Annotated in this window: 19 protein-coding genes; 10 read left to right on the top strand and 9 right to left on the bottom strand. The window is 51.6% G+C overall.

Annotation, left to right across the window (positions count from 1 at the left end; all coding sequences use genetic code 11):
• The first annotated feature begins 136 nt into the window (after positions 1-136).
• Both NY07_RS03615 and NY07_RS03610 read left to right on the top strand, forming a co-directional pair.
• Positions 137-619 (top strand): YcxB family protein, encoded by a 483-nt coding sequence (locus tag NY07_RS03615; RefSeq protein ID WP_033537985.1) that lies wholly within the window; start codon positions 137-139, stop codon positions 617-619.
• A gap of 148 nt (positions 620-767) precedes the next feature.
• Positions 768-1,442, top strand: coding sequence for an OmpA family protein (locus NY07_RS03610; protein WP_033537984.1), 675 nt, complete (start codon positions 768-770; stop codon positions 1,440-1,442).
• A gap of 299 nt (positions 1,443-1,741) precedes the next feature.
• On the opposite strand, the gene NY07_RS03605 is transcribed toward NY07_RS03610, so the two are convergent.
• The 5 genes from NY07_RS03605 to NY07_RS03585 form a co-directional block, all read right to left on the bottom strand.
• A complete protein-coding gene (locus tag NY07_RS03605; protein WP_033537983.1) occupies positions 1,742-2,308 on the bottom strand; it encodes an acetate uptake transporter in 567 nt (188 codons plus the stop codon).
• A 517-nt stretch (positions 2,309-2,825) separates the two neighbouring features.
• Entirely contained in the window at positions 2,826-3,347 is a 522-nt protein-coding gene (locus NY07_RS03600; RefSeq protein WP_052125471.1) for a GNAT family N-acetyltransferase, read from the bottom strand.
• Positions 3,348-3,429: 82 nt separating this feature from the next.
• Positions 3,430-4,509: an ACP S-malonyltransferase gene (locus tag NY07_RS03595; protein ID WP_052125470.1), complete on the bottom strand. Its 1,080-nt coding sequence runs from the start codon at positions 4,507-4,509 to the stop codon at positions 3,430-3,432.
• The gene (locus NY07_RS03590) at positions 4,509-6,761 is read right to left on the bottom strand and encodes a dehydrogenase E1 component subunit alpha/beta (RefSeq protein WP_033537982.1); all 2,253 of its coding nucleotides are present in this window, start codon (positions 6,759-6,761) and stop codon (positions 4,509-4,511) included. The genes NY07_RS03595 and NY07_RS03590 overlap by 1 nt, the downstream gene beginning before the upstream one ends.
• A 106-nt stretch (positions 6,762-6,867) precedes the next feature.
• Positions 6,868-8,043 carry an acyl-CoA dehydrogenase gene (locus NY07_RS03585; RefSeq protein ID WP_033537981.1) on the bottom strand — a complete coding sequence of 392 codons (1,176 nt, stop codon included), beginning with the start codon at positions 8,041-8,043 and terminating at the stop codon, positions 6,868-6,870.
• 169 nt (positions 8,044-8,212) lie between these two features.
• Between NY07_RS03585 and NY07_RS03580 the strand changes: the two genes are divergently transcribed.
• The 5 genes from NY07_RS03580 to NY07_RS03560 all read left to right on the top strand — a co-directional run bounded on the left by NY07_RS03580 (position 8,213) and on the right by NY07_RS03560 (position 12,538).
• Positions 8,213-9,049: a LysR family transcriptional regulator gene (locus tag NY07_RS03580; RefSeq protein WP_033537980.1), complete on the top strand. Its 837-nt coding sequence runs from the start codon at positions 8,213-8,215 to the stop codon at positions 9,047-9,049.
• A 175-nt stretch (positions 9,050-9,224) separates the two neighbouring features.
• Positions 9,225-10,106: a MipA/OmpV family protein gene (locus NY07_RS03575; protein WP_033537979.1), complete on the top strand. Its 882-nt coding sequence runs from the start codon at positions 9,225-9,227 to the stop codon at positions 10,104-10,106.
• A 14-nt stretch (positions 10,107-10,120) separates the two neighbouring features.
• Complete coding sequence (locus NY07_RS03570; protein ID WP_052125469.1) at positions 10,121-10,522, top strand: DUF3019 domain-containing protein; 402 nt, start codon at positions 10,121-10,123, stop codon at positions 10,520-10,522.
• A complete protein-coding gene (locus NY07_RS03565) occupies positions 10,522-11,235 on the top strand; it encodes a response regulator (RefSeq protein ID WP_033537978.1) in 714 nt (237 codons plus the stop codon). Before NY07_RS03570 ends, NY07_RS03565 begins: the two co-directional genes overlap by 1 nt.
• A 10-nt stretch (positions 11,236-11,245) precedes the next feature.
• Positions 11,246-12,538 (top strand): sensor histidine kinase, encoded by a 1,293-nt coding sequence (locus NY07_RS03560; RefSeq protein ID WP_033537977.1) that lies wholly within the window; start codon positions 11,246-11,248, stop codon positions 12,536-12,538.
• 10 nt (positions 12,539-12,548) lie between these two features.
• Here NY07_RS03560 and NY07_RS03555 read toward each other — a convergent pair whose 3' ends face one another.
• On the bottom strand, positions 12,549-12,815 hold the full coding sequence (locus NY07_RS03555; RefSeq protein ID WP_033537976.1) for a DUF1289 domain-containing protein: 267 nt from the start codon (positions 12,813-12,815) through the stop codon (positions 12,549-12,551).
• Between the two features lie 203 nt (positions 12,816-13,018).
• Between NY07_RS03555 and NY07_RS03550 the strand changes: the two genes are divergently transcribed.
• The gene (locus NY07_RS03550; protein WP_033537975.1) at positions 13,019-13,558 is read left to right on the top strand and encodes a DUF4136 domain-containing protein; all 540 of its coding nucleotides are present in this window, start codon (positions 13,019-13,021) and stop codon (positions 13,556-13,558) included.
• Between the two features lie 15 nt (positions 13,559-13,573).
• Here the strand turns inward: NY07_RS03550 and NY07_RS03545 are convergent, their stop codons facing one another.
• Entirely contained in the window at positions 13,574-15,040 is a 1,467-nt protein-coding gene (locus NY07_RS03545; RefSeq protein WP_033537974.1) for an AAA family ATPase, read from the bottom strand.
• A 321-nt stretch (positions 15,041-15,361) separates the two neighbouring features.
• On the opposite strand from NY07_RS03545, the gene NY07_RS03540 reads away from it, so the two are divergent.
• Entirely contained in the window at positions 15,362-16,675 is a 1,314-nt protein-coding gene (locus NY07_RS03540) for a methyl-accepting chemotaxis protein (RefSeq protein WP_033537973.1), read from the top strand.
• Between the two features lie 71 nt (positions 16,676-16,746).
• On the opposite strand, the gene NY07_RS03535 is transcribed toward NY07_RS03540, so the two are convergent.
• Together NY07_RS03535 and NY07_RS03530 are read right to left on the bottom strand one after the other, a co-directional pair.
• Positions 16,747-17,883 (bottom strand): HlyD family secretion protein, encoded by a 1,137-nt coding sequence (locus tag NY07_RS03535; RefSeq protein ID WP_033537972.1) that lies wholly within the window; start codon positions 17,881-17,883, stop codon positions 16,747-16,749.
• Position 17,884: 1 nt separating this feature from the next.
• On the bottom strand, positions 17,885-18,277 hold the full coding sequence (locus NY07_RS03530; RefSeq protein ID WP_033537971.1) for a DUF3302 domain-containing protein: 393 nt from the start codon (positions 18,275-18,277) through the stop codon (positions 17,885-17,887).
• A gap of 267 nt (positions 18,278-18,544) precedes the next feature.
• On the opposite strand from NY07_RS03530, the gene purT reads away from it, so the two are divergent.
• Positions 18,545-19,723, top strand: coding sequence for a formate-dependent phosphoribosylglycinamide formyltransferase (gene purT / locus NY07_RS03525; protein ID WP_033537970.1), 1,179 nt, complete (start codon positions 18,545-18,547; stop codon positions 19,721-19,723).
• The last annotated feature ends 57 nt before the right edge of the window (positions 19,724-19,780 follow it).

The following is a 19,780-nucleotide window of genomic DNA, read 5'->3' as shown; positions in this document are numbered from 1 at the left end:
AGCGCCATATAAGCCGGTTCATCAGATAGCTAAACTTAGCGCATATTTCAGCAAATATCTAAACCTGGCCTTTGGCGCGATTGCACTTCGCTTAGATAGCGTTACACTGTGCGAAAACTCAGATAACGATATTCCCATGACAGCTTCATTTCATTACAGCAAACACTTTATCTTAGACAAGGCATACTATGGCGAGTGTTTCGACGCCTCGGTGACACAGGCCCCACAATTAGCCGACTACACTAAAGCTATCGGCTTCCTCTTGGCGGGATTGGCATTATTGATGACAGGCGTTAACGCCTATGCCTCTTGGTTTATTGTTGGACTCGGCGTCTTGGAGGCGCTCAGCGTTAAATACAAACGCCCTTGGTACCTGTGGCGCCAGATGATGAGTAAGGCGGCGGGCAATGAGGCTTGCCTCACCTTGGATGAAGAGGGAATCACCACAGAATCACTCTATGTGAAACAACAGCTGCTGTGGGACAGCATTGACGAATTAAAAGAGACAGATACCGGGTATCTGCTACGCTCAGGTAATCGCCAGCATTATCTTTCTAAAAGCCATCTCAATGCCGAGAGTCAGGACTTCCTGCGCAAAAAGTGCGCCAAAGACAACTGATATCCTTAAATAGCTTCATTAAAATTTAGATAGATTCAAACAAAGGGTCATCTCTTTGTTATTATGCAAACGAAATGGAACCAGAACGTAAATAATAACAAGCCTTGGGACGAACTCGATCCTAAGGCATACCTGATATGGAGTAACGATGATCACTAAGCCAAAATTAGTCGCCGCACTGGTAGCGAGTTCAACGCTTTTTATCTCAGCGTGCCAAACAACTAACCCTTATACCAATGAATCTCAAAATGCTAAGGCAACCAATGGTGCCATCATAGGCGCAATTGCCGGTGCTGCAATTGGTGTTGCTTCATCGAGCAAGAGCGACAGAGGTAAGGGCGCACTGATCGGTGCTGCATCGGGTGCAGCCGTCGGTGGCGGTATCGGTTATTACATGGATGTGCAAGAAGCAGAGCTGCGCAAGCAACTACAATCGACTGGCGTTAGCGTCACCCGCAGCGGTGACAACATCATTCTGAACATGCCTAATGAGGTGACCTTTGGTGTTGACCAATCGGTGCTCAGCAGCCGTGCCAAGAATGTGCTCGACAGCGTCGCCCTAGTCGCCAAAGAATATGATGAAACCATGCTAAACGTCATGGGCTTTACCGACAGCTCTGGTAGCGAGTCTTACAACTTGCGTCTGTCTCAGGTACGTGCCGCAGAAGTTGCTAACTACCTGATGTCGCGCGAGATCAAGAATCAGCGTATCAGCTCTATCGGCATGGGCGAATCACGTCCTATTGCAGACAACGCCACACCCCAAGGCCGCGCGCAAAACCGCCGTGTAGAGATTGTCTTAAGCCCTATGCCACAAGGCTAAGACTCTTCTAAAAGGCAAATCTTTGTCCCTTACTCAACGCTGAGTGAGGGACTCATCTCCCCACTCTCCTCACGCATTCCAAACGACCCGCCAAGCCAACTGACAAGCCAGCGCTAGGCCAATTCACAACACGCGAAGGCATCACAGGGCAAACTCTTTTAGCTAATAAGCTATTGAAAGCGTAAAAAAGCCCAGACGAGCAGTCAGTGTTATCACCAACTGCAGGATTTTACGGATCCCTACAAAGCCTGATATGGCAAAAAGATCGTCCGGGCAATCATGGCGCTTATCTATGATGGTTAACGCTTAAGCTCACCCACGGGCAAAACGACTCGGCCATATTCCTGATTCAACACCTGCGCCATGGCGAAGTAGATGGCGCTGGCGCCACAGAATATACCTTCGAAACCAGCAATCATGCCGATAAATGCACTGCCGGTAAAATCACGGGCCGCCAAGAGGAAAAACAGCACAGTCAAAGAGCCAAATACCACCTGTTTGGCGCGTGGGTAACGCAGGGAACCAACAAACATAAAGGCAGTAAACACGCCCCAAAGCGTCAGGTACCAGCCCATGAAATGGTGAGGACTCGCCTCAGCCAGGCCCATCTTTGGCAAGATCATCAGACCAACGAGTGTCAGCCAGAATAAACCGTAAGAGGTAAACGCCGTGGTGCCAAAGGTATCTCCGCGCTTAAAGCACATCATGCCCACCAGCACCTGACCTATCCCCCCATAGAAGATCCCCATCGCCAAGATCATTGCATCGATGGCAAAAAAACCTGCGTTATGGATATTCAATAAGATGGTTGTCATGCCAAAGCCCATTAAACCTAATGGTGCTGGATTGGCCAATTTTGTCGACATCTACTTTCCCCTCACTATCGCTATTCGTTTAGGCGCCCAATGGCGCGATCAAAGTCGCCGCGGATTTTAGAGAAGTCTTAATGACGCCACAATGGGCAAGGAAAATACCAAAAAAGCCATACAAAACAGTAAAATACGAAGAACCCACAAAGAAAGGCGTTAGAGAAAAGTTAAATATTCAATAAATTCATAAAGATAAATAGAGGCTGCAACTGGCGCGTGACCAGCCTCACATAAAGAGGCCGGTTTGCTAAGTGACCCACGAATCCACCTTCACCGCTCATGGCGTTTATCCCCTAGCGGTATAGAAAGTGAGGCAAGACGGGCTAAAGGTCACGCTTTTGGGATTTTTGAGAGTTTCCCCGGCAAAAGTGGAGGATAAAATATTAGTTTACCTTCTACTGATCTAGATCAGCTTTTGCCCCAGCGATGGCTCGCTAAATAGGTAAGATCTGACGATCAAAGCAGATAGTCAGGAGCGCGCCGCCTTAGCGGCGCTTAACTGTCATTAGCCAGGTTAGCTGCATCTGGCCATCATATAGACATTCACATAGACGCCGTCACGAAAAGCGTAATCTTTGGCTTCCCCTTCTATCTCAAAGCCATGGGCCTTATAAAGCGCGATAGCAGCGTCGTTATCCGTATAGACTTCGAGTTCTATACGCCTGACCGCCAGCCAATTGGTGGCCAGATCTATCATGGCTGCCATCAACGCGCTCCCAACTCCTTGACCACGCGCCGACTCACACACCGCCATACCGAAATTAGCCACATGCTTGCGCCTGGCATTAGCGTATACCTCCATGCCTAGCTGTCCCACCACCTTGCCCTCATGCACTGCGACCAGGCTATAACAATTATCCGGTAGCTCCTGCAGTCGCTTCTGCCAGAACGCCAGTGACGGATAGGGACGCTGTAGCGTCCCGGCATAACAGCTGCGCTGACTATAGAGGGCAAAGATCCCTTTTATATCAGCATCTGTGCTGTGACGGATCTCAATTTCGCTTGTTGTCGGTAAACTCGTGTTGGGCTCGGCCATAAAGGTCTTAATATATCCTTATAAAAGAGGAAAATATGCCATAGGAGCAATAGGTTAAGCAATGACAGTATTAGCAATGCCGCTATCGCCCTGTGGCCACACCTCTTTGTAACTCATTGCCCATGGCGATTAATTTAGGCGCTTGTTGCTGCGCCGCGCTAAAGCCAGACTTGTTCTGCCAGCCAAACCAGGAGTGAGCTATTAGTGACTGGGCCACTGGCCCGCCCAAGGTATTGCCCGGCCCCAGCACTATCACACAATCTGGCGCAAACTCCTTAACCCCTACCGCCATCGCCTGACTAAAGTCATAGGGAGCCACCACTTGATGACCTAAGGTGTAGCTGTGTAGCCGAGTCAGATCGCTCGAATATCGACTCCAAATCTGGCCCCTGCCATCTATCATAGGCAGCTTAGAGGGCTGAAACAGTGAGACAGGCAAAGCCTCTTGCCCCCGGCGGGCAATGTCACTGAGCAAAGGCGAATGAAAGGCGCCATGGTTATAGAGACGCATAGGATAACGCTCATCCAACTTTGGCAAGCGGGCCTCCGCCTCGGTCAACCCGGCGTCATTTCCCGCCAAGACCCGATAGCCACCAAGATAAATAGAGGTATAAAGCTCACAGCCATCAAGCTGGTTAACCTCGGCAATCACCCTGTCGAGCAACTCCGTTTGATTCGGATCTTTACGCCAGTCGGCATCCATCTCAGGATAGATCATCTGCCCGCCAATCAGGCCGTCACTCATCATGCTGCCCATGGTGTTGATCACCTTAATAGCGCTGCGCTCATCGAGGGCACCAGCCAGTGCCAGGGCGATATACCAGCCCATGGAGTTACCAGTGACCGCCACTATATCAAAGCGCTCGCGGTCGATATCCATAAAGTCTGCCATGGCACAGGCATAGATGAGCGCCGAAGCATTCTCACCCGGTGTATGCAGCTTAAAGGAATATTTACTTTGACTATCTAAGTCGCTAATGGGTTGCTGGCCCAGCTGACGCCGATAAGCATCTATCGCCTCGATAAAGCCTGATTTGTCACTGTGATACTTAGCCAGATATCCCAGCTCCTCCTTGTTATAGCAGCCACGCCCCGGTGCAACCACCAATGCCCTTAGCTTATTGCTCACGCCGCCCTCACTCCTATTTGTTGGTGTTGTCATTAGGCTTCCCTCGCTCCCGTTAGCAGTTCTTGCTCCAGGCTATCGCCAAGCAAGGCGAGCGCAGCCTCGACGATCTGCGAGCGACTTGGTAGTGGTAAGGTTGCCGCCTCAGCCAGCGGGATAAAACAATCTTCAGCGGTAAGCCTTGCCATCTGCGGCGCAAGATCCCCGAGTCGTTCATGTACGCAAGTGACAATCGCCTCGCTTACCGAACCACTGCGGCGGCACTCATCGACGATCAGCAGATGTTCACACTCGCTGACCGCGGAGGTGATTGCCGCTTCATTGAGCGGGATCAGATACCGCAGATCGATCACTCGGCAGTCTATCCCCTTCTTAGACAGCTCTCGCTCGGCCTGACGGCTAAAATAGTAGCCATTGCCATAACTGAGAATCGCCAGTGTCTTCCCCTTGCCAAAGACGCCTAGCTCGCCATAGGGCAAGGCTTTCGCCTGATCTTGCGGGCAGTAGCTATGACTCCATAGTCCGTCACCTTCCTCATGAAGATCCCGCGTCATGTAAAGCGCAATAGGCTCCAAGAAGATCACCAGCCGCTGCTCCTGCTCCGCCAGGCGCACACATTCTCGCAGCATCCCGATGGCATCGGCGCCATTGGAGGGGCAGGCCAGGATAAGGCCCGGAATATCGCGAAACACCGCCAGGGAGTTATCGTTATGAAAATGACCACCAAAGCCTTTTTGGTAACCCAGGCCGGCGATACGGATCACCATAGGGTTACTAAATTGACCGTTGGAGAAGAAAGGCAGGGTCGCCGCCTCACCGCGGATCTGATCTTCGGCGTTATGCACATAGGCAAGGAACTGGATCTCGGGAATAGGCAGCAATCCATTGTGGGCCATGCCGATGGCCAGCCCCAGAATTGAGGTCTCATCCAGCAGAGTGTTGATCACCCGGTTAGGGCCAAAACGCTCCACTAGGCGCGAGGTCACATGATAGACCCCGCCCTTCTTGCCAACATCTTCACCGCAGACCACGATATTCTGCTGGCGTGCCATCAACTCGGTCAGTGTCATGTTGATCAGCTTGCCCATGTGCACCGGCTTGCCCAGAGAGTTTTTGTCGGCGCTAAAGAGCTTTGCAAAGGACTCGTCACTCAGGCTCTGATGGACCACTGGCGTCTGGCGCACAGGTGGAATCACCGCCGCCATCGCCGTCTTGGCGCTAGTCAGTTTCGGTCGCTCAACCGCCACCTTCGCGATGGCAGCGATACGCGCCTTGAGAGTCTGGTACTGCTCGACGATCTCTTCCGGGCTCATCAGATTGGCCTCGATGATCTGCTTGGCACTGAGCAGCAGCGGATCTTGCGCCTCATTATCAAAAATCTTCTGTTTGCTGAGATAGGCAATTTCGGCATCGCTACCGGCGTGCCCCATCAGGCGCACCGTTCGTACATGTAAAAATACTGGCCTGCGATTATACCTGGCGTAATCGGCCGCCTGACGGCTGACCCGATAACAATCGAGCAGATCCCGTCCATCACAGTAGAAATATTTGATCCCGGCGCGATCTTTAAAATTAGCCGCAATCCAGCCGCTTGGCGTCGCGGTAGAGATCCCTATGCCATTATCTTCACAGACAAACATGAGCGGCAGTGGCACCTGTTGATAGGCGGCCCACCCCGCGGCATTGATCGCCGTCTGGGCGCTAGCATGGTTGGCAGAGGCGTCACCAAAATTACAGAAGACCAGACTATCCTCGGGCAAGACGCTATCGATACTGAGCCTCTGATTCAAGGGAATACTCAGGGCCGCGCCCACCGCCTTGGGCAGATGAGAGGCGATGGTGGAGGTCTGCGGCGGGATCATCAGCCGCTTGCTGCCGAGCACCTTATGGCGTCCACCCGAGATAGGGTCTTCGCTTGAGGCCGCAAAAGAGAGCAGCATATCCCACAGGGAAGTCTCGCCAGGCACCTGGCGGGCACGCTCTATCATGAAGGCCGCGCTGCGATAATGCAGAAACGCCATATCCGTTGGGCGCAGCGCCGCGGCGCAGGCGGCATTGCCCTCATGGCCAGAACTGCCTATGGTGTAGAAACCTTGATTACGGGCGCGCATGCTGCGGGACTCAAGATCCAGCAGACGGCTCTTCATCTGTGACTCGAACATGCCGACAAAATCGGCATCGCTAAGACCCAGGCTGAGATGATCCCAGCCCTGCTCTATCTCCAAGAAATCTTGCTGTGATACACGTTCGACAAATTGCCTGTCGAGGGCGATAGCTCTATCTTCCAACTTGACCTACCTCAATTTGGCGCAACAAAGCCCATACCACAGGCGTTCACTAGGCCGCTGCGACGAGAAAGCGGAGCGACACCGTCGCTCCGAATGAAGGAAAGGGTTATTCGAAGGCCTGAATGCCTGTCTGGGCACGGCCCAAGATGAGAGCATGAATATCATGGGTGCCCTCATAGGTATTGACCGCTTCGAGATTCATCACATGACGGATCACGTGGTACTCATCGCTAATGCCGTTACCGCCATGCATGTCACGGGAGGTACGAGCGATATCAAGCGCCTTGCCGCAGGAGTTACGTTTGATAAGCGAGATAGCCTCTACCGGCAGCGCATCCTGATCCATCAAGCGGCCCGCCTGCAGACAGGCAAATAAACCTGTGGTGATCTCGGTTTGCATATCCGCCAGTTTCTTCTGAATCAGCTGAGTCGCCGCCAGAGGACGATTAAACTGAATGCGATCTAGGCTGTATTGACGCGCCGCGTGCCAGCAGAACTCGGCCGCGCCGAGTGCGCCCCAGGCAATGCCGTAGCGGGCCTTATTCAAACAGCCAAACGGCCCTTTTAATCCCTCGACATTAGGCAGCAGCGCCTCTTCCCCCACCTCGACATTGTCCATCACTATCTCGCCGGTGATCGACGCCCTGAGGCTGAACTTGCCCTCTATCTTAGGCGCGCTCAGTCCCTTCATGCCCTTGTCTAAGATGAAACCACGGATCACACCATCGAGCTTAGCCCACACCACAAACACGTCTGCGATGGGCGAGTTAGTGATCCACATCTTGGCACCATTAAGGCGATAGCCACCGTCAATACGCTCGGCGCGGGTCTTCATGCCACCGGGATCAGAGCCCACATCCGGCTCGGTTAAGCCGAAACAGCCCACCCACTCGCCGGTCGCCAACTTAGGTAGGTATTTCTGGCGCTGGGCCTCGCTGCCATAGGTATAGATAGGGTGCATCACCAGGGAAGACTGCACGCTCATGGCGCTACGATAACCGCTGTCGACCCGCTCAATCTCACGGGCGACCAGCCCATAGCTCACATAGTTAGCATTGGCGCAGCCGTAAGCCTCGGGCAGGGTTGCTCCCAGGAGTCCCAGCTCACCCAGTTCATTCATGATCTCACGGTCAAAATGCTCATTGCGATTGGCCATCAATACCCGGGTCATCAACTTCTCTTGCGCATAGTCGTGCACCATTTCACGGATCATGCGTTCATCTTCGCTAAGCAGCGCATCAAATTGCAGTGGATCTTGCCAATCAAATTTCACTCGAGCCATGAGTCTGTTCCTTGCTGTCGTTATTGTTGTGATCGCAACTGACGACTAATTCATCACTTGCTAATTCGACTAGCATAGGCATAATTTACCCTTATAAAAAATATTCTTTTTGTTTAGCTTCTATAGTTATTTTCTATACCTTACGTAAAGGTAAATTAAAGAGCCTAATATGAACCTGAGAGCCCTGAGTTACTTTGTCGCCGTATATGATAAGGGCACCATCAGCGCCGCCGCCAAACAGTGCTACATTGCCCAGCCATCGATATCATCGGCCATCAGCCAGCTAGAAAGTAAACTCAATACTCAGCTTTTTCAGCGACATGGTAAGGGCGTCAGCCCAACGGAGTCGGCCGAGCGCCTCTATCCTTTGGCGCAAAAGCTACTGAACGAATCTAAGGCCATTCAGTCGCTGTTTAACACACCGGAGCAACGCCAACCTTTTAAACTTGGGTTGATCAACTCATTAGGGGTACAGCGGATGAGCATGCTGCTCAAAGACTTTACCCAGGCCTGCCATGATATGGAGCTCACCCTGGTTGAGGCCAACGAAGCCTGTGATGCACGTATCATCACTACCAGCCAGTTAAAATCCGATGAGGCGTTCCAGCCCATTTGGCACGATGACTATCTTCTGGCTATCCCTTCAGCCATGAGCCTGGCGCTGAAAAAAGAGATACGCCTGCAAGATCTCAGTGGTCAGCCCTTTATCCACCGCGCCCCCTGTGAGGCTCTGGCCGATCTGCAGCAGTTGATGGATTTAGAGGGCATTAAGATGCAGATCCGCGCCCGTATCCAAACCGTGGAATACGCAGTCGGCCTGGTAGCGGCAGGTGTCGGCATCGCCTTGGTTCCTGCTCTCCCAGTGCTGATGGAGCAAAACAACATCATCTATAAAGCCATTGGCGATCTACAGCTTAAGCGCACCGTAGGGCTAGCCCTACCCAGAGGTGGTGAATACACAGAGCAGCAAAGGCAGTTGCAACAAGTGAGTAAACTCTATAGCTAGAAGTGTTCACCCAAACAAGAAGCACGGATAACAACCCGCCAAACCTTATCCAACACAAGCCCTGAAGCTGTATCATTTTGCATCATGAATGCCGAAAAAACTGTGCATATATGACGTAAATGGTAATCTTTTGCTCAGACCCTGTATTGACCTGACTTATAGTGTATCAATCACCATGATAAACAAGTTGCTGACAAGCCTAGTAACCATACTCTTACTCTCATCTACCGCTTTGGCTGATGAGCAGCAAGCTTGTCTTTCAGATGATGACTGTATTGAGATAGGAAAATGGCAGTTTGGCCTGGCGCTTGGCTATGGCGAACGCTCCAATCCGATCCGCGACTATGATGACATCCCCATCTATTTAGCACCGACCCTGGCCTATTATGGTGAAAAGTGGTTTTTCGATAACGGCAACCTGGGGTATACCCTGGCCGATAAAGAGCATTTCAGCCTCAACTTGAGCACTAGCTTTAGCAGCGACAGCGCTTATTTCTATCGCTGGGATCCTTCGAATATCTTTATCTCAGGTAATAGTCAGCTCACTTCACCTTCTTCGGGGTTCCCCTCACGTCGCGTCCCCCTAGGTACAGAGTCTGAGCCTGTATTTAATGAGCTAGAAGACAGGAAATTTACACTTCTTGGCGGAGCAGAAGCATTTATTTACACACCAGTGGGTATAATCAATATCGCTGTGGCACATGATCTTTTCGATGTACATTCAGGCATGGAGGGCAAATTAAAATGGCTCTACAACATGACCTTAGATGACTGGATCTTTGAGCTTTCTGCTACCGCTAACTGGAAGAGCAAAGAGATCATCGACTACTATTACGGCGTACGCTTCAGCGAAAATGAGTATTGGAGCGAACAGTATCAAGCCAGTTCAGGCACTAATTTAGGATTAGAATTGACGACACAATATATGATGAATGAACACTGGGAGTTACTCTTTCTGGTTCGCTACACAGATCTGGCCGACGCAATAACCGCCAGTCCGCTCGTCAATGAAGATCACTCTAGCACTTACTTTATCGGCGCTGCCTATAGATTTTAAGGTAAGTTTTTTCAATGACTTTCAAGCTGATACAGGCAATTCTTGTTATCTTATTGCTGTGCAATATCACCTATGCCATGGGCCAAGAGTCCGCGGCCAGCTTGTCTTTGTCACCCCAATTTTGCATCACGGCCGATGTCGAACAAAGCTGTGAAATCGAGTTAGTGTTGAGCTGGGAGACCCCCTATCCTCAGGTGGTTTGTATCATGTCGGATCACAATGCACTGGAGAAATGGTGCGCGGACTCGCCTAATACTCACTCGCTCACCGTCAAGGTGAAGACACAACACGATATTCAATTTGTCATGATAGACAAACAAAGCCATCAGACATTGGCTGGCGTGAAACTAAAAGTTACCCCCACTTCGACCCCTCAAGTGAGGCGTCGTTATCGCAACCCCTGGAGTCTATTCTAATGACCGAATCTCAATCGACCCATAGAGTCTTGCTCGTCGAAGACGATATTCGTCTGGCAAATCTGATTGTGGATTATTTAAAGTCGCATGGAATGCATGTTGAAGTTGAGCGTCGCGGGGATACCGTATTGACCCGACTGATCAACTATAAACCAGATATCATCTTGCTCGATATCATGCTACCAGGGATGGATGGCCTTACCTTATGCGAAAAGCTGCCCGACTACTTCGCCGGCCCAATCCTCTTAATGAGCGCTCTAGGCTCGAATGAAGATCAGATCAAGGGACTGGAACTCGGGGCGGATGACTATGTCGTTAAACCTGTCGATCCCGCACTGCTTATTGCCCGTATCAACAATCTACTGCGCCGCAATGCTAAGCCGCCACAGGCAGAATCTCACTGCCTCAGCTTTGGTAAACTCAGCATAGATCCGCACACTCAGGCGATTCGTCTGGGCGATCTTGAAGTGGATCTGACCAGCCATGAGTTTGAACTCCTATGGTTGCTGGCCTCTCAAGCGGGACAAGTATTGAGCCGTCAATATATCTATCAGTATCTGCTCAATATCGATTTCGACGGCAAAGACAGAAAGATCGATGTGCGCATCTCTAGGTTGCGTAAGAAGTTAGGTGACAATATCGAAACCCCGTTTAGAATTAAGACGGTATGGGGTCAAGGATACCTGTTCGCCCCAGAAGCCTGGAACAACTAGCGGAGCAGCGTTGAAACGACTCTTCATCAGCCTATACCTATTACTGAGCCTCAGTTTCCTCGGCATAGGCTGGACACTCGACAGTATTTGGCAAAACAATGTCGATGACAGCGGTGCACAAGATGCGCCGCTGATCGCTTTGGCGCAGCTGATCGGCAAGCTACCCATAGGGCAGAGAGAAGCCTTCCTGCAACAACTCTCGACACAAGAAAGCTACCCCCTAAGGCTACTGCCCCGTCAGCAGGTCGCCATGAATGAAAGCAAGCTTCTCAGCAAAGATAGCGTACTGGTCACCGCTCCCGATGAGGAGCATGAGTTGCATTTTATCAGGGTCGATGATCAACAGATCTTAATGGCCGGTCCCATAGAGATAGATCCCAGAGAGCAGCTACGCGGCCTGTTTACCCTGCTCTTCTACCTGTCCCTCGCCCTGGTAGCACTGATCTGGGTCTGGCCACTGTCCCGGGATCTCAAGACGCTGCGACTGGCGACCAAGGAGTTTGGTCAGGCTAAATGGGATACCCAAATACAACTGTCGAACCGCTCACAGGTACAACCCCTGGCCAGTACCTTTAATGAGATGGCAAGGCATATCAGCGCCCTGATCGAAAACCAAAAGCACCTCTCTAATGCCGTCTCCCATGAGATCCGCACTCCCTTGGCGCGACTTAAATTTGCCCTGGCTCTAGTACCCCAGTATTGCGCGCCAGATTCGGATCCCGACCGGCGTCAGGCGTTTCTCGACGAGATGCAGCAAGATGTAAAAGAGATGGAGACCCTGCTGCAAGAGCTGCTTACCTACGCCAGCCTGGAATCTCAACCACAGGATCTGGAATTTGAATGTTGTGAGCTGACCAAGCTTACCCAGCAAACCATCAGCCGGTTACAAAACAACCACGAAATAGCGATCCATTTTAATGCTCAGACGCCTGAGCTTAAGGTGATGGGCGACCCGTCCCTGGTAGAGCGCGCCCTGCAAAACCTGATCATTAATGCCCAGCGCTTCGCCACCAGTGAGATCACTATCGCTATTAGCCAAGATCACAAGTCGGTACAACTTAAGGTGATTGATGATGGACCAGGAATCGCAGAGGAAGATCAACAAAAGATCTTTGAGCCCTTCTATCGCAGCAAGGTGGTGCAAAATGGCAACAAGGGTCACGGCCTGGGACTGGCCATCATCAAACGCATCATGCATAGACACAGTGGACAGGTAACACTACAGAGCCGACCGGGAGAAACCATCTTTACCCTGATCTGGCCGAGGGTGAGTAGCGCTAAATTCAAGCACAAAACCCAGTAAGATAAGCCCCTTATTCGATGTCAAAGTCCAGCGACTGGGTCGCTGCGGCGCGCTCCTCTAAGATGGCGGTTTTCTTAGCCTTTAACAGCGCCAGACGGCGACGACGATGACGCTGTTTACACAGACGTATCACCTCATTTTTTTGCGCATCGGAAAAGTTCAGCCAATTAAAGCGCTCCTCTCTGCTGCGCAGACACCCCTTGCAATAGCCCCTGGCATCGGTCTGACAAACACCGATGCAGGGACTTGGGATCTCGAAAAACTCTAACTGTTCCATGAGGGATAGCCGCAACCTTTTACCTTTTGAACCTGTTATCTATGAACCTCTGACCATGGCCCACTTAAGCGGTCGCTAAATGAGCCTATAGTTAAAACATAACCTAATTCACAGTCACTGGCTAAACTTTATTCATCAGGTTAGACTAAAATCTCTTGCGTAAATAAGCTGATAGCATCAATTTTTCATCATTAGGGAACCCTATGACCTCACTTCGCTTTATTATCCCTGCATTAGCGGCATTGCTGCTAAGCGCCTGTGCCAGCAAACCTACTCAAGATTATGATATTAAATATAATTTTAATGACTTGAAGCAATTTACTCTGCAAAAGCCTGCCAATATTAGCGATCCGCTCAGCACCTCACGCATAGATACCGCTATCGTCGAACACCTCACAGCACGTGGCTATGTTCAGACAAGCGACCAAGCACAATTTATGGTGACCTATGGCTTTAAGGTAGTAGACAAGCCTAAGCGCTCCGGGCTCTCTATTGGTCTGGGAACCGGCAGTTGGGGCAGCTCTGGCGGCGTAAGCGTAGGGACCAGTGTGGGTGTGCCAATGGGCAGCGACAGCAACAAGATGCAGATCATCCAGATCGATATCGTCGACAGCGCCAGCAACAAACTAGTATGGCGAGGCAGCGACGCATTTGACTTCGATGATGGCGGCGAAAAGAAGGCCAAAGAGACTCGGGAGACGGTCAACAAGATCCTCGCCCAGTTCCCACCACAGCCTCGCTAATCGTCCACAAGGCGATTAATGGGCGTTCACCGTACGCCCATTGGCCCACTGGCGTAGGACATTTAATTTTTCACGCATCACGACTGAGAGCGGTCGCGTCTTCATCAATTCATTAGCCAAGAGTTCCTGAGACACCACTTGCTCCAGTGCCCTTGCCGTGTAACGCGCCGAGATAACCGCCTGCTCTATTTCTGCCCCCGAAAAGCCCTGACTCGCCTGAGCCAATTTGGCCAGATCGAAACAGAGGGGATCCAGCCCCCTGCGCTGCAGATGAATCAAGAAGATCGCCTGACGCACCTTGTCGTCTGGCAGATCCACAAAGAAGATCTCATCCATTCGTCCCTTGCGCATCAGCTCTGGTGGCAAGGCACTGATATCGTTGGCCGTTGCGACTAAGAAAACCTCTGACTGCCGCTCGGCCATCCAGGTCAGCAGCGCCCCGAGGATCCGCTTAGAGGTGCCATCGTCGCTGCTACCACTGCTCAGCCCCTTTTCGATCTCATCGATCCACAGCACACAAGGCGCCATCAGATCGGCAAGCGCCAAGGCGTTGCGCAGATTCTTCTCAGTCTCACCGATATATTTATTATAAAGGGCCGACATATCCATACGCAGCAGAGGACGTTGCCACATGCCAACCACGGCCTTAGCCGCCAGACTCTTACCGCTGCCTTGTACACCAAGCAGTAAGATCCCTTTTGGATGCTCGACGTCTGGCTCACCACTTGAGGCGGGACTGCGCTGAGAAAGCCACTTCTTGAGGTTGTGTAAGCCCGCCACCTGAGAGAAGTCACTGGTGTCATACTCAAACTGCAACACTCCCTCCATATCCAGCAGCTTAAACTTGCCTTGATTAATTCTATCCACATCCGAGTGGGTGATCGCTCCGTCATCGACTATCGCCTTATGGGCTAGGCGCCGTGCATCGTCGAAGGTCAGCCCTCTGAGGTTGTCCGCCAGTTTAGCCACCGCCTCCTCATCGACACTCTGTAATAAGCCGTCGCTACGCGCCTTGTCTATCTGCTCATAGATAAGGTTTTCTAGTTGGGCGGGATTGGGCAGTGAAAGAGAGAAATGGGCACAATAGCGTTTAATTTCAGGCGGAATATCGAAGGCATGACTCACCAGCACAATCGTATGTTTCAGTGCCTCGTATTCGAGGGCGATCTCTTTTAACAGACGCACATTCTTAGGGGCGTTTTCCACAAAAGGATGAAAGTCGCACAACACATAGATCCCCTGCTGACTGGTCGACTTTATCTGGCCTAAGATCTCCCCAGGATCTGTGTTGAACTTCTGGGTGCCCATCTTTACGTCGGCGCGAGTGAGGCCCTGGGTAATACTCCAGGTAAACAGCGGTTGATACAAGATGCTCGATACCCGTTTAAGCAGGTCGATCACCCGGTGCTCTTCATAGGTTTCAATCACGACTATCGGAGTGTTGGAGCGCAGTACAGCAGTAAGATCCCTGATATCTTGCATAGAAGTCCTTAAGAAAAGTGTCGTCTCCAAGTCGCTTAGGCCTGGATGTAGCCTATTGATACCCCACTCTTAAGGCAAATTCAATCACGCCGACCTGGCAAGGGATATTATTAGTAGGTCACACTGATCCAAAAAGTCACTCCCTGCGTATCAATATGTCTGCCTAATTGTTGCGTCTATTAACTACTATTAAGCTATTAGACTCATGCGCGTAATCAAGGGCATCAATACACGCGAGAGCCCTAAGATAATGGATAACGATTCAGTCACCTGAGATCGTTTTCTCTTTGCGTTTCACCTAATCGATAAAGGTATACCCAGATGTTTGGTTTCAATCGTACCAAAACAGATAAACTACAGGCACAGAAGTATCAAGCCCTGTGCGATGAAAGCCAAATGTTAAAGGCAATACGACGCAGCGCCCCCTACATCGAATTTACCATTGACGGTAAGATACTGACCGCCAATGAACAATTTCTGTCGGTTATCGGCTATTCTCTGGACGAAATCCAAGGGCAACATCATAGCCGCCTGTGCAGTCCATCACTTGCAGGTAGCGCTGCCTACCGCAACTTTTGGCAAAACCTCGCCAGAGGCCAGGCGAATCACGGCACCTTTCAGCGCCAACATAAAGATGGCTCAACTATCTGGATAGAGGCCACCTATGTGCCCGTTCCCGATGACACTGGGCGCATCACTAAGGTGATCAAAATAGCCAGCGATGTAACCCAGAAGAAACACCTGGCCGAACAACAAGAAGCGATTTTCAATGCACTAAATAAGTCTTTGGCCTATATCGAATTTACCCCCCAAGGGGAGATCATCGATGCCAACGCTAACTTCTGCAGCGCCATGGGCTATAGCCTGAAAGAGCTTAAGGGACAACATCATCGTCTCTTTTGTACCGAGACCTTCTTGCGCGATCACCCCCATTTCTGGCAAAACTTGGCCAAGGGGCAATTTGAATCTGGGATGTTCGAGCGTATCACCAAGCAGGGCCAGCCCATCTGGTTAGAGGCAACCTATAACCCGGTGTTCGACGATGCCGGAAAGGTTGTTCGCGTTGTCAAACTGGCCAGTGACATCACCCCTCGCATCATTGATCAGCAGGCGGTGCATGAGGCTTCACAACTTGCTCATCAAAGTGCCCTAGAAACTGTCGATATTGCAGGACAAGGGGCGACGATGCTCAACGCAGCCACCAACCTGGCCAACGATATTGATAGCGCCGTATCTGAGGCCACTCAGCTCATGGCCGAACTGGCACAGCAGTCACAGCAGATCAGCCAAATCGTGCACACTATTGCCAAGGTTGCCGATCAAACCAACCTACTCGCTCTCAACGCGGCCATTGAAGCGGCCCGCGCCGGAGACCAGGGTCGTGGCTTCGCCGTGGTGGCCGATGAGGTGAGAACCCTCGCCGCCAATACCTCCAATGCCACTCAGGATATCGAGCATATCGTGGCGCGTAACAGCCAGCTAACTCAGGTTTCAGAAAGGGGAATGCAATCGATTCAGGAGAAGGTTTCCCAGTCCAACCAACAACTGGCAACGACTCAACGCTTGATTGATGACATACGCCACGGCGCGCAGCAGGTTGCCGATACAGTCAACGATCTGGTCAACAACAAGTAACCACCCACTTGCTGACTAACTCCCAAAAAAATAAGGCCCGCATCGCGGGCTTTAATGTTTCAAGGCTATGACTAGTGAAACAGATAGTTTAACCAGCCTTGCATGCGCAGCAACACTTTACGCATCACGGCCACATGAGAGAAATGCTCTGTATAGACGGCCACCTGACCCGATACCCCGGCGGGAAAGTTTCGCTTGGCCTCATGATCATCGAGTTCGATAAGGACTATGGTGCGGCCTCTGGGAAGCAGCGCCATAGAGGAGACCAGAGAGCCTTGCGACTGTATCTCACCCTCTGCCATGGCGGGTAGCACCTTAGCAACACGGCCTTTGAACACCTGACCCGGCGCGGCATCTAAGATCATCTCAGCTTCATCACCCTCCTTGAGACGCAGCAGAGAGTTTTGCCAGAAGGCACCGGCAAAATAGCGCTCCTCATCGGGAATAAAACTCACCAGTGATCGCAGCGGCATAGGCACGGCAATGATCCCTGGGCGCAGCGCCATCTGAGTGACGATGCCGTCGGCGGGGGCCCTGACTATGGTATGTTCCAAGTCGTAGACGGCTTTATCCAATTCGGCTCTAAGCCCGGCGACCTTAGTATTGACGCCATCGACATTGGATTCATAGGCGAGCCTTACCCTCAGCTCTTCGGAGCGTGCGGCAGTTAACTGAGCCTCGGAGGCCATATAGAGCTGACGTTTGTTATCCAATTCCAACTCGGTAAAGGGAGAGTTAGCCCCACCACGCTTACGGCCTTTCTCGTAACGCTCAAACGCCGACTTGGTGCGATCTCGGTCTGCCATGGCTCGCTCGACGCTCGCCTTAGCTGTCTGCCAGGCGGCCTCCAATTGAGGCACCTCAAGCTCTGCCGCTACCAGCGCAGCCCGCTTTTGCATCACCACAGCCTCGAAAGGTTTAGGGTCGATACGAAACAGCACATCTCCCTTTTTGAGCGGCACATTGGGTTTGGCTTCAACAGAAAGCACTAAACCGCGCACCGCTGGGCTGATAGGTACAGTGGCAAACACGTGGCGCGCATGGGGAGTATAGGGATGGTTATAGTTCATCAAGAGCACCAGAGCGCCAACCAGCACTATTCCTCCCAATATTGCCGTGGGTACTGTCCACTTATTCAAGGGGATCTTGAAGATTTTAAAGATGGCGATACAGATGGCGGTATAGGTAAGAATGAGTAGCAGATCCATATTAAGACTCCTTCTCTTGCTCTTCAGCAGCGCTTGGCTTTTCCACATGCTGTGGGCTTTGTCCGCCCTCTACCGCGCTTAGACGCTGTTCAAGCTTGGCTATGGTCTGATTGAGCAGTTTAACCTCATCTTCCAGCTCAATCTCACGCTTTACCACCTGATTAAAGCCCCAACCTCTGTCTTCTCGATACAGAGTCGCCCAAATCCACAGCAAGGGCCAGATGGCATGCAGGGTAAAGAGGCTGACCCAACCGGCAACATGCAGTGCATCTTGCTGAGGATGATTGCGCTTCTTTGCGATCTCATAGGGAATGTCGTGGATCACGATCACCCCATAAAACAGAAAGACAGCCACAAAAATAATGACGCCTAAAGCAAAGTAATCCAGAAACACGGCCCACTCCTTAATATTATTGATTCCCTGAAACGGCAGAGCTAGTCGACCTCACCATAGATATCACTAGGACACCTTCAAGCTCGCTGTATTTATACTAGACATAAACTGCTGATATTTCTTTTCTAATTGGATGAATAATCTTGATCCACTACACACTTGTTGGCGGAAAAGATCTCAATCTCCTCCTTGTCAGGGTAAGATAATCGCCAAATAATTGAAGCAGGTCCGACAGAGACCCTCTCATCATCAAAAGGTACCCACACTATGATAGGCACCCCCTATTCAAAAGGCGCCGTGCGCGCCATGCTGCTTGGATGTGGCGAACTCGGCAAAGAAGTTGCCATCGAACTGCAACGTCTGGGCGTTGAAGTGATCGGCGTCGACCGCTACCCCAACGCACCGGCCATGCAGGTCAGCCACAGATTCCATGTGATCAATATGCTCGATGGCGCAGCACTACGCGCCATCATAGAGCAAGAGAAGCCCCATCTGGTGATCCCAGAAATTGAGGCGATCGCCACCCAAACCTTGGTCGAGATGGAAGCCGAAGGACTTAATGTGGTCCCCACGGCGAAAGCGACCCAACTCACCATGGATCGTGAAGGGATCCGCCGCCTCGCCGCCGAGACCTTGGAACTGCCCACCTCACCCTACTTCTTCTGCGATACCCAAGGGGAATTTGAACAGGCGGTGGCTAACATAGGCCTGCCTTGCGTGGTCAAGCCTGTCATGAGTTCATCGGGCAAGGGACAAAGCGTTATCCGCAGCCAGGATCAGATCTTAAAGGCCTGGCAATATGCCCAGGAAGGCGGCCGCGCCGGTGGCGGTAAAGTGATTGTCGAAGGCTTCGTGCCCTTCGATTATGAGATCACCCTACTCACCGTCAGTGCAGTTAATGGCATACATTTCTGTGAGCCGATTGGTCATCGCCAGGAAGATGGTGATTATCGCGAGTCATGGCAACCCCAGGCGATGAGCCCGGCGGTTCTCGACAAGGCGCAAGAGATTGGTCGCAAGGTGGTCGAAGCCTTGGGTGGCTATGGCCTGTTTGGCGTCGAGCTGTTTATCAAAGGCGATGAGGTTTACTTCTCTGAAGTTTCCCCCCGCCCTCACGATACCGGTCTGGTCACCCTGATCAGTCAAGACCTATCTGAGTTCGCCCTGCATGTGCGCGCCATCTTAGGCCTGCCGATCGCCAACATCAGCCAACATGGCCCATCGGCTTCGGCGGTTATTCTCGCCGAAGGCACTAGCTACAACATCGCCTATCGCGGCATGGCACACGCACTGATTGAGCCCGACACCCAACTGAGACTGTTCGGCAAACCAGATATCGACGGTCGCCGTCGTCTCGGCGTAGGGCTCGCCCGCGGCGAAACGGTTGACCAGGCCATCGACAAGGCCCTTAATGTCGCAGGCCAAGTCGAAGTGCTGCTGGATTAATTGCAGCCATAAGCCAAAGGGCGCCAACTGGCGCCCTTGTTATTTTTCTGCTCTGAA

The sequence above is a fragment of the Shewanella sp. ECSMB14101 genome (assembly GCF_000773485.1).
GTDB lineage: Bacteria > Pseudomonadota > Gammaproteobacteria > Enterobacterales > Shewanellaceae > Shewanella > Shewanella marisflavi.
The sequence above is the reverse complement of the archived record's forward strand: the minus strand, read 5'-3'. Positions and strand labels throughout refer to the sequence as shown.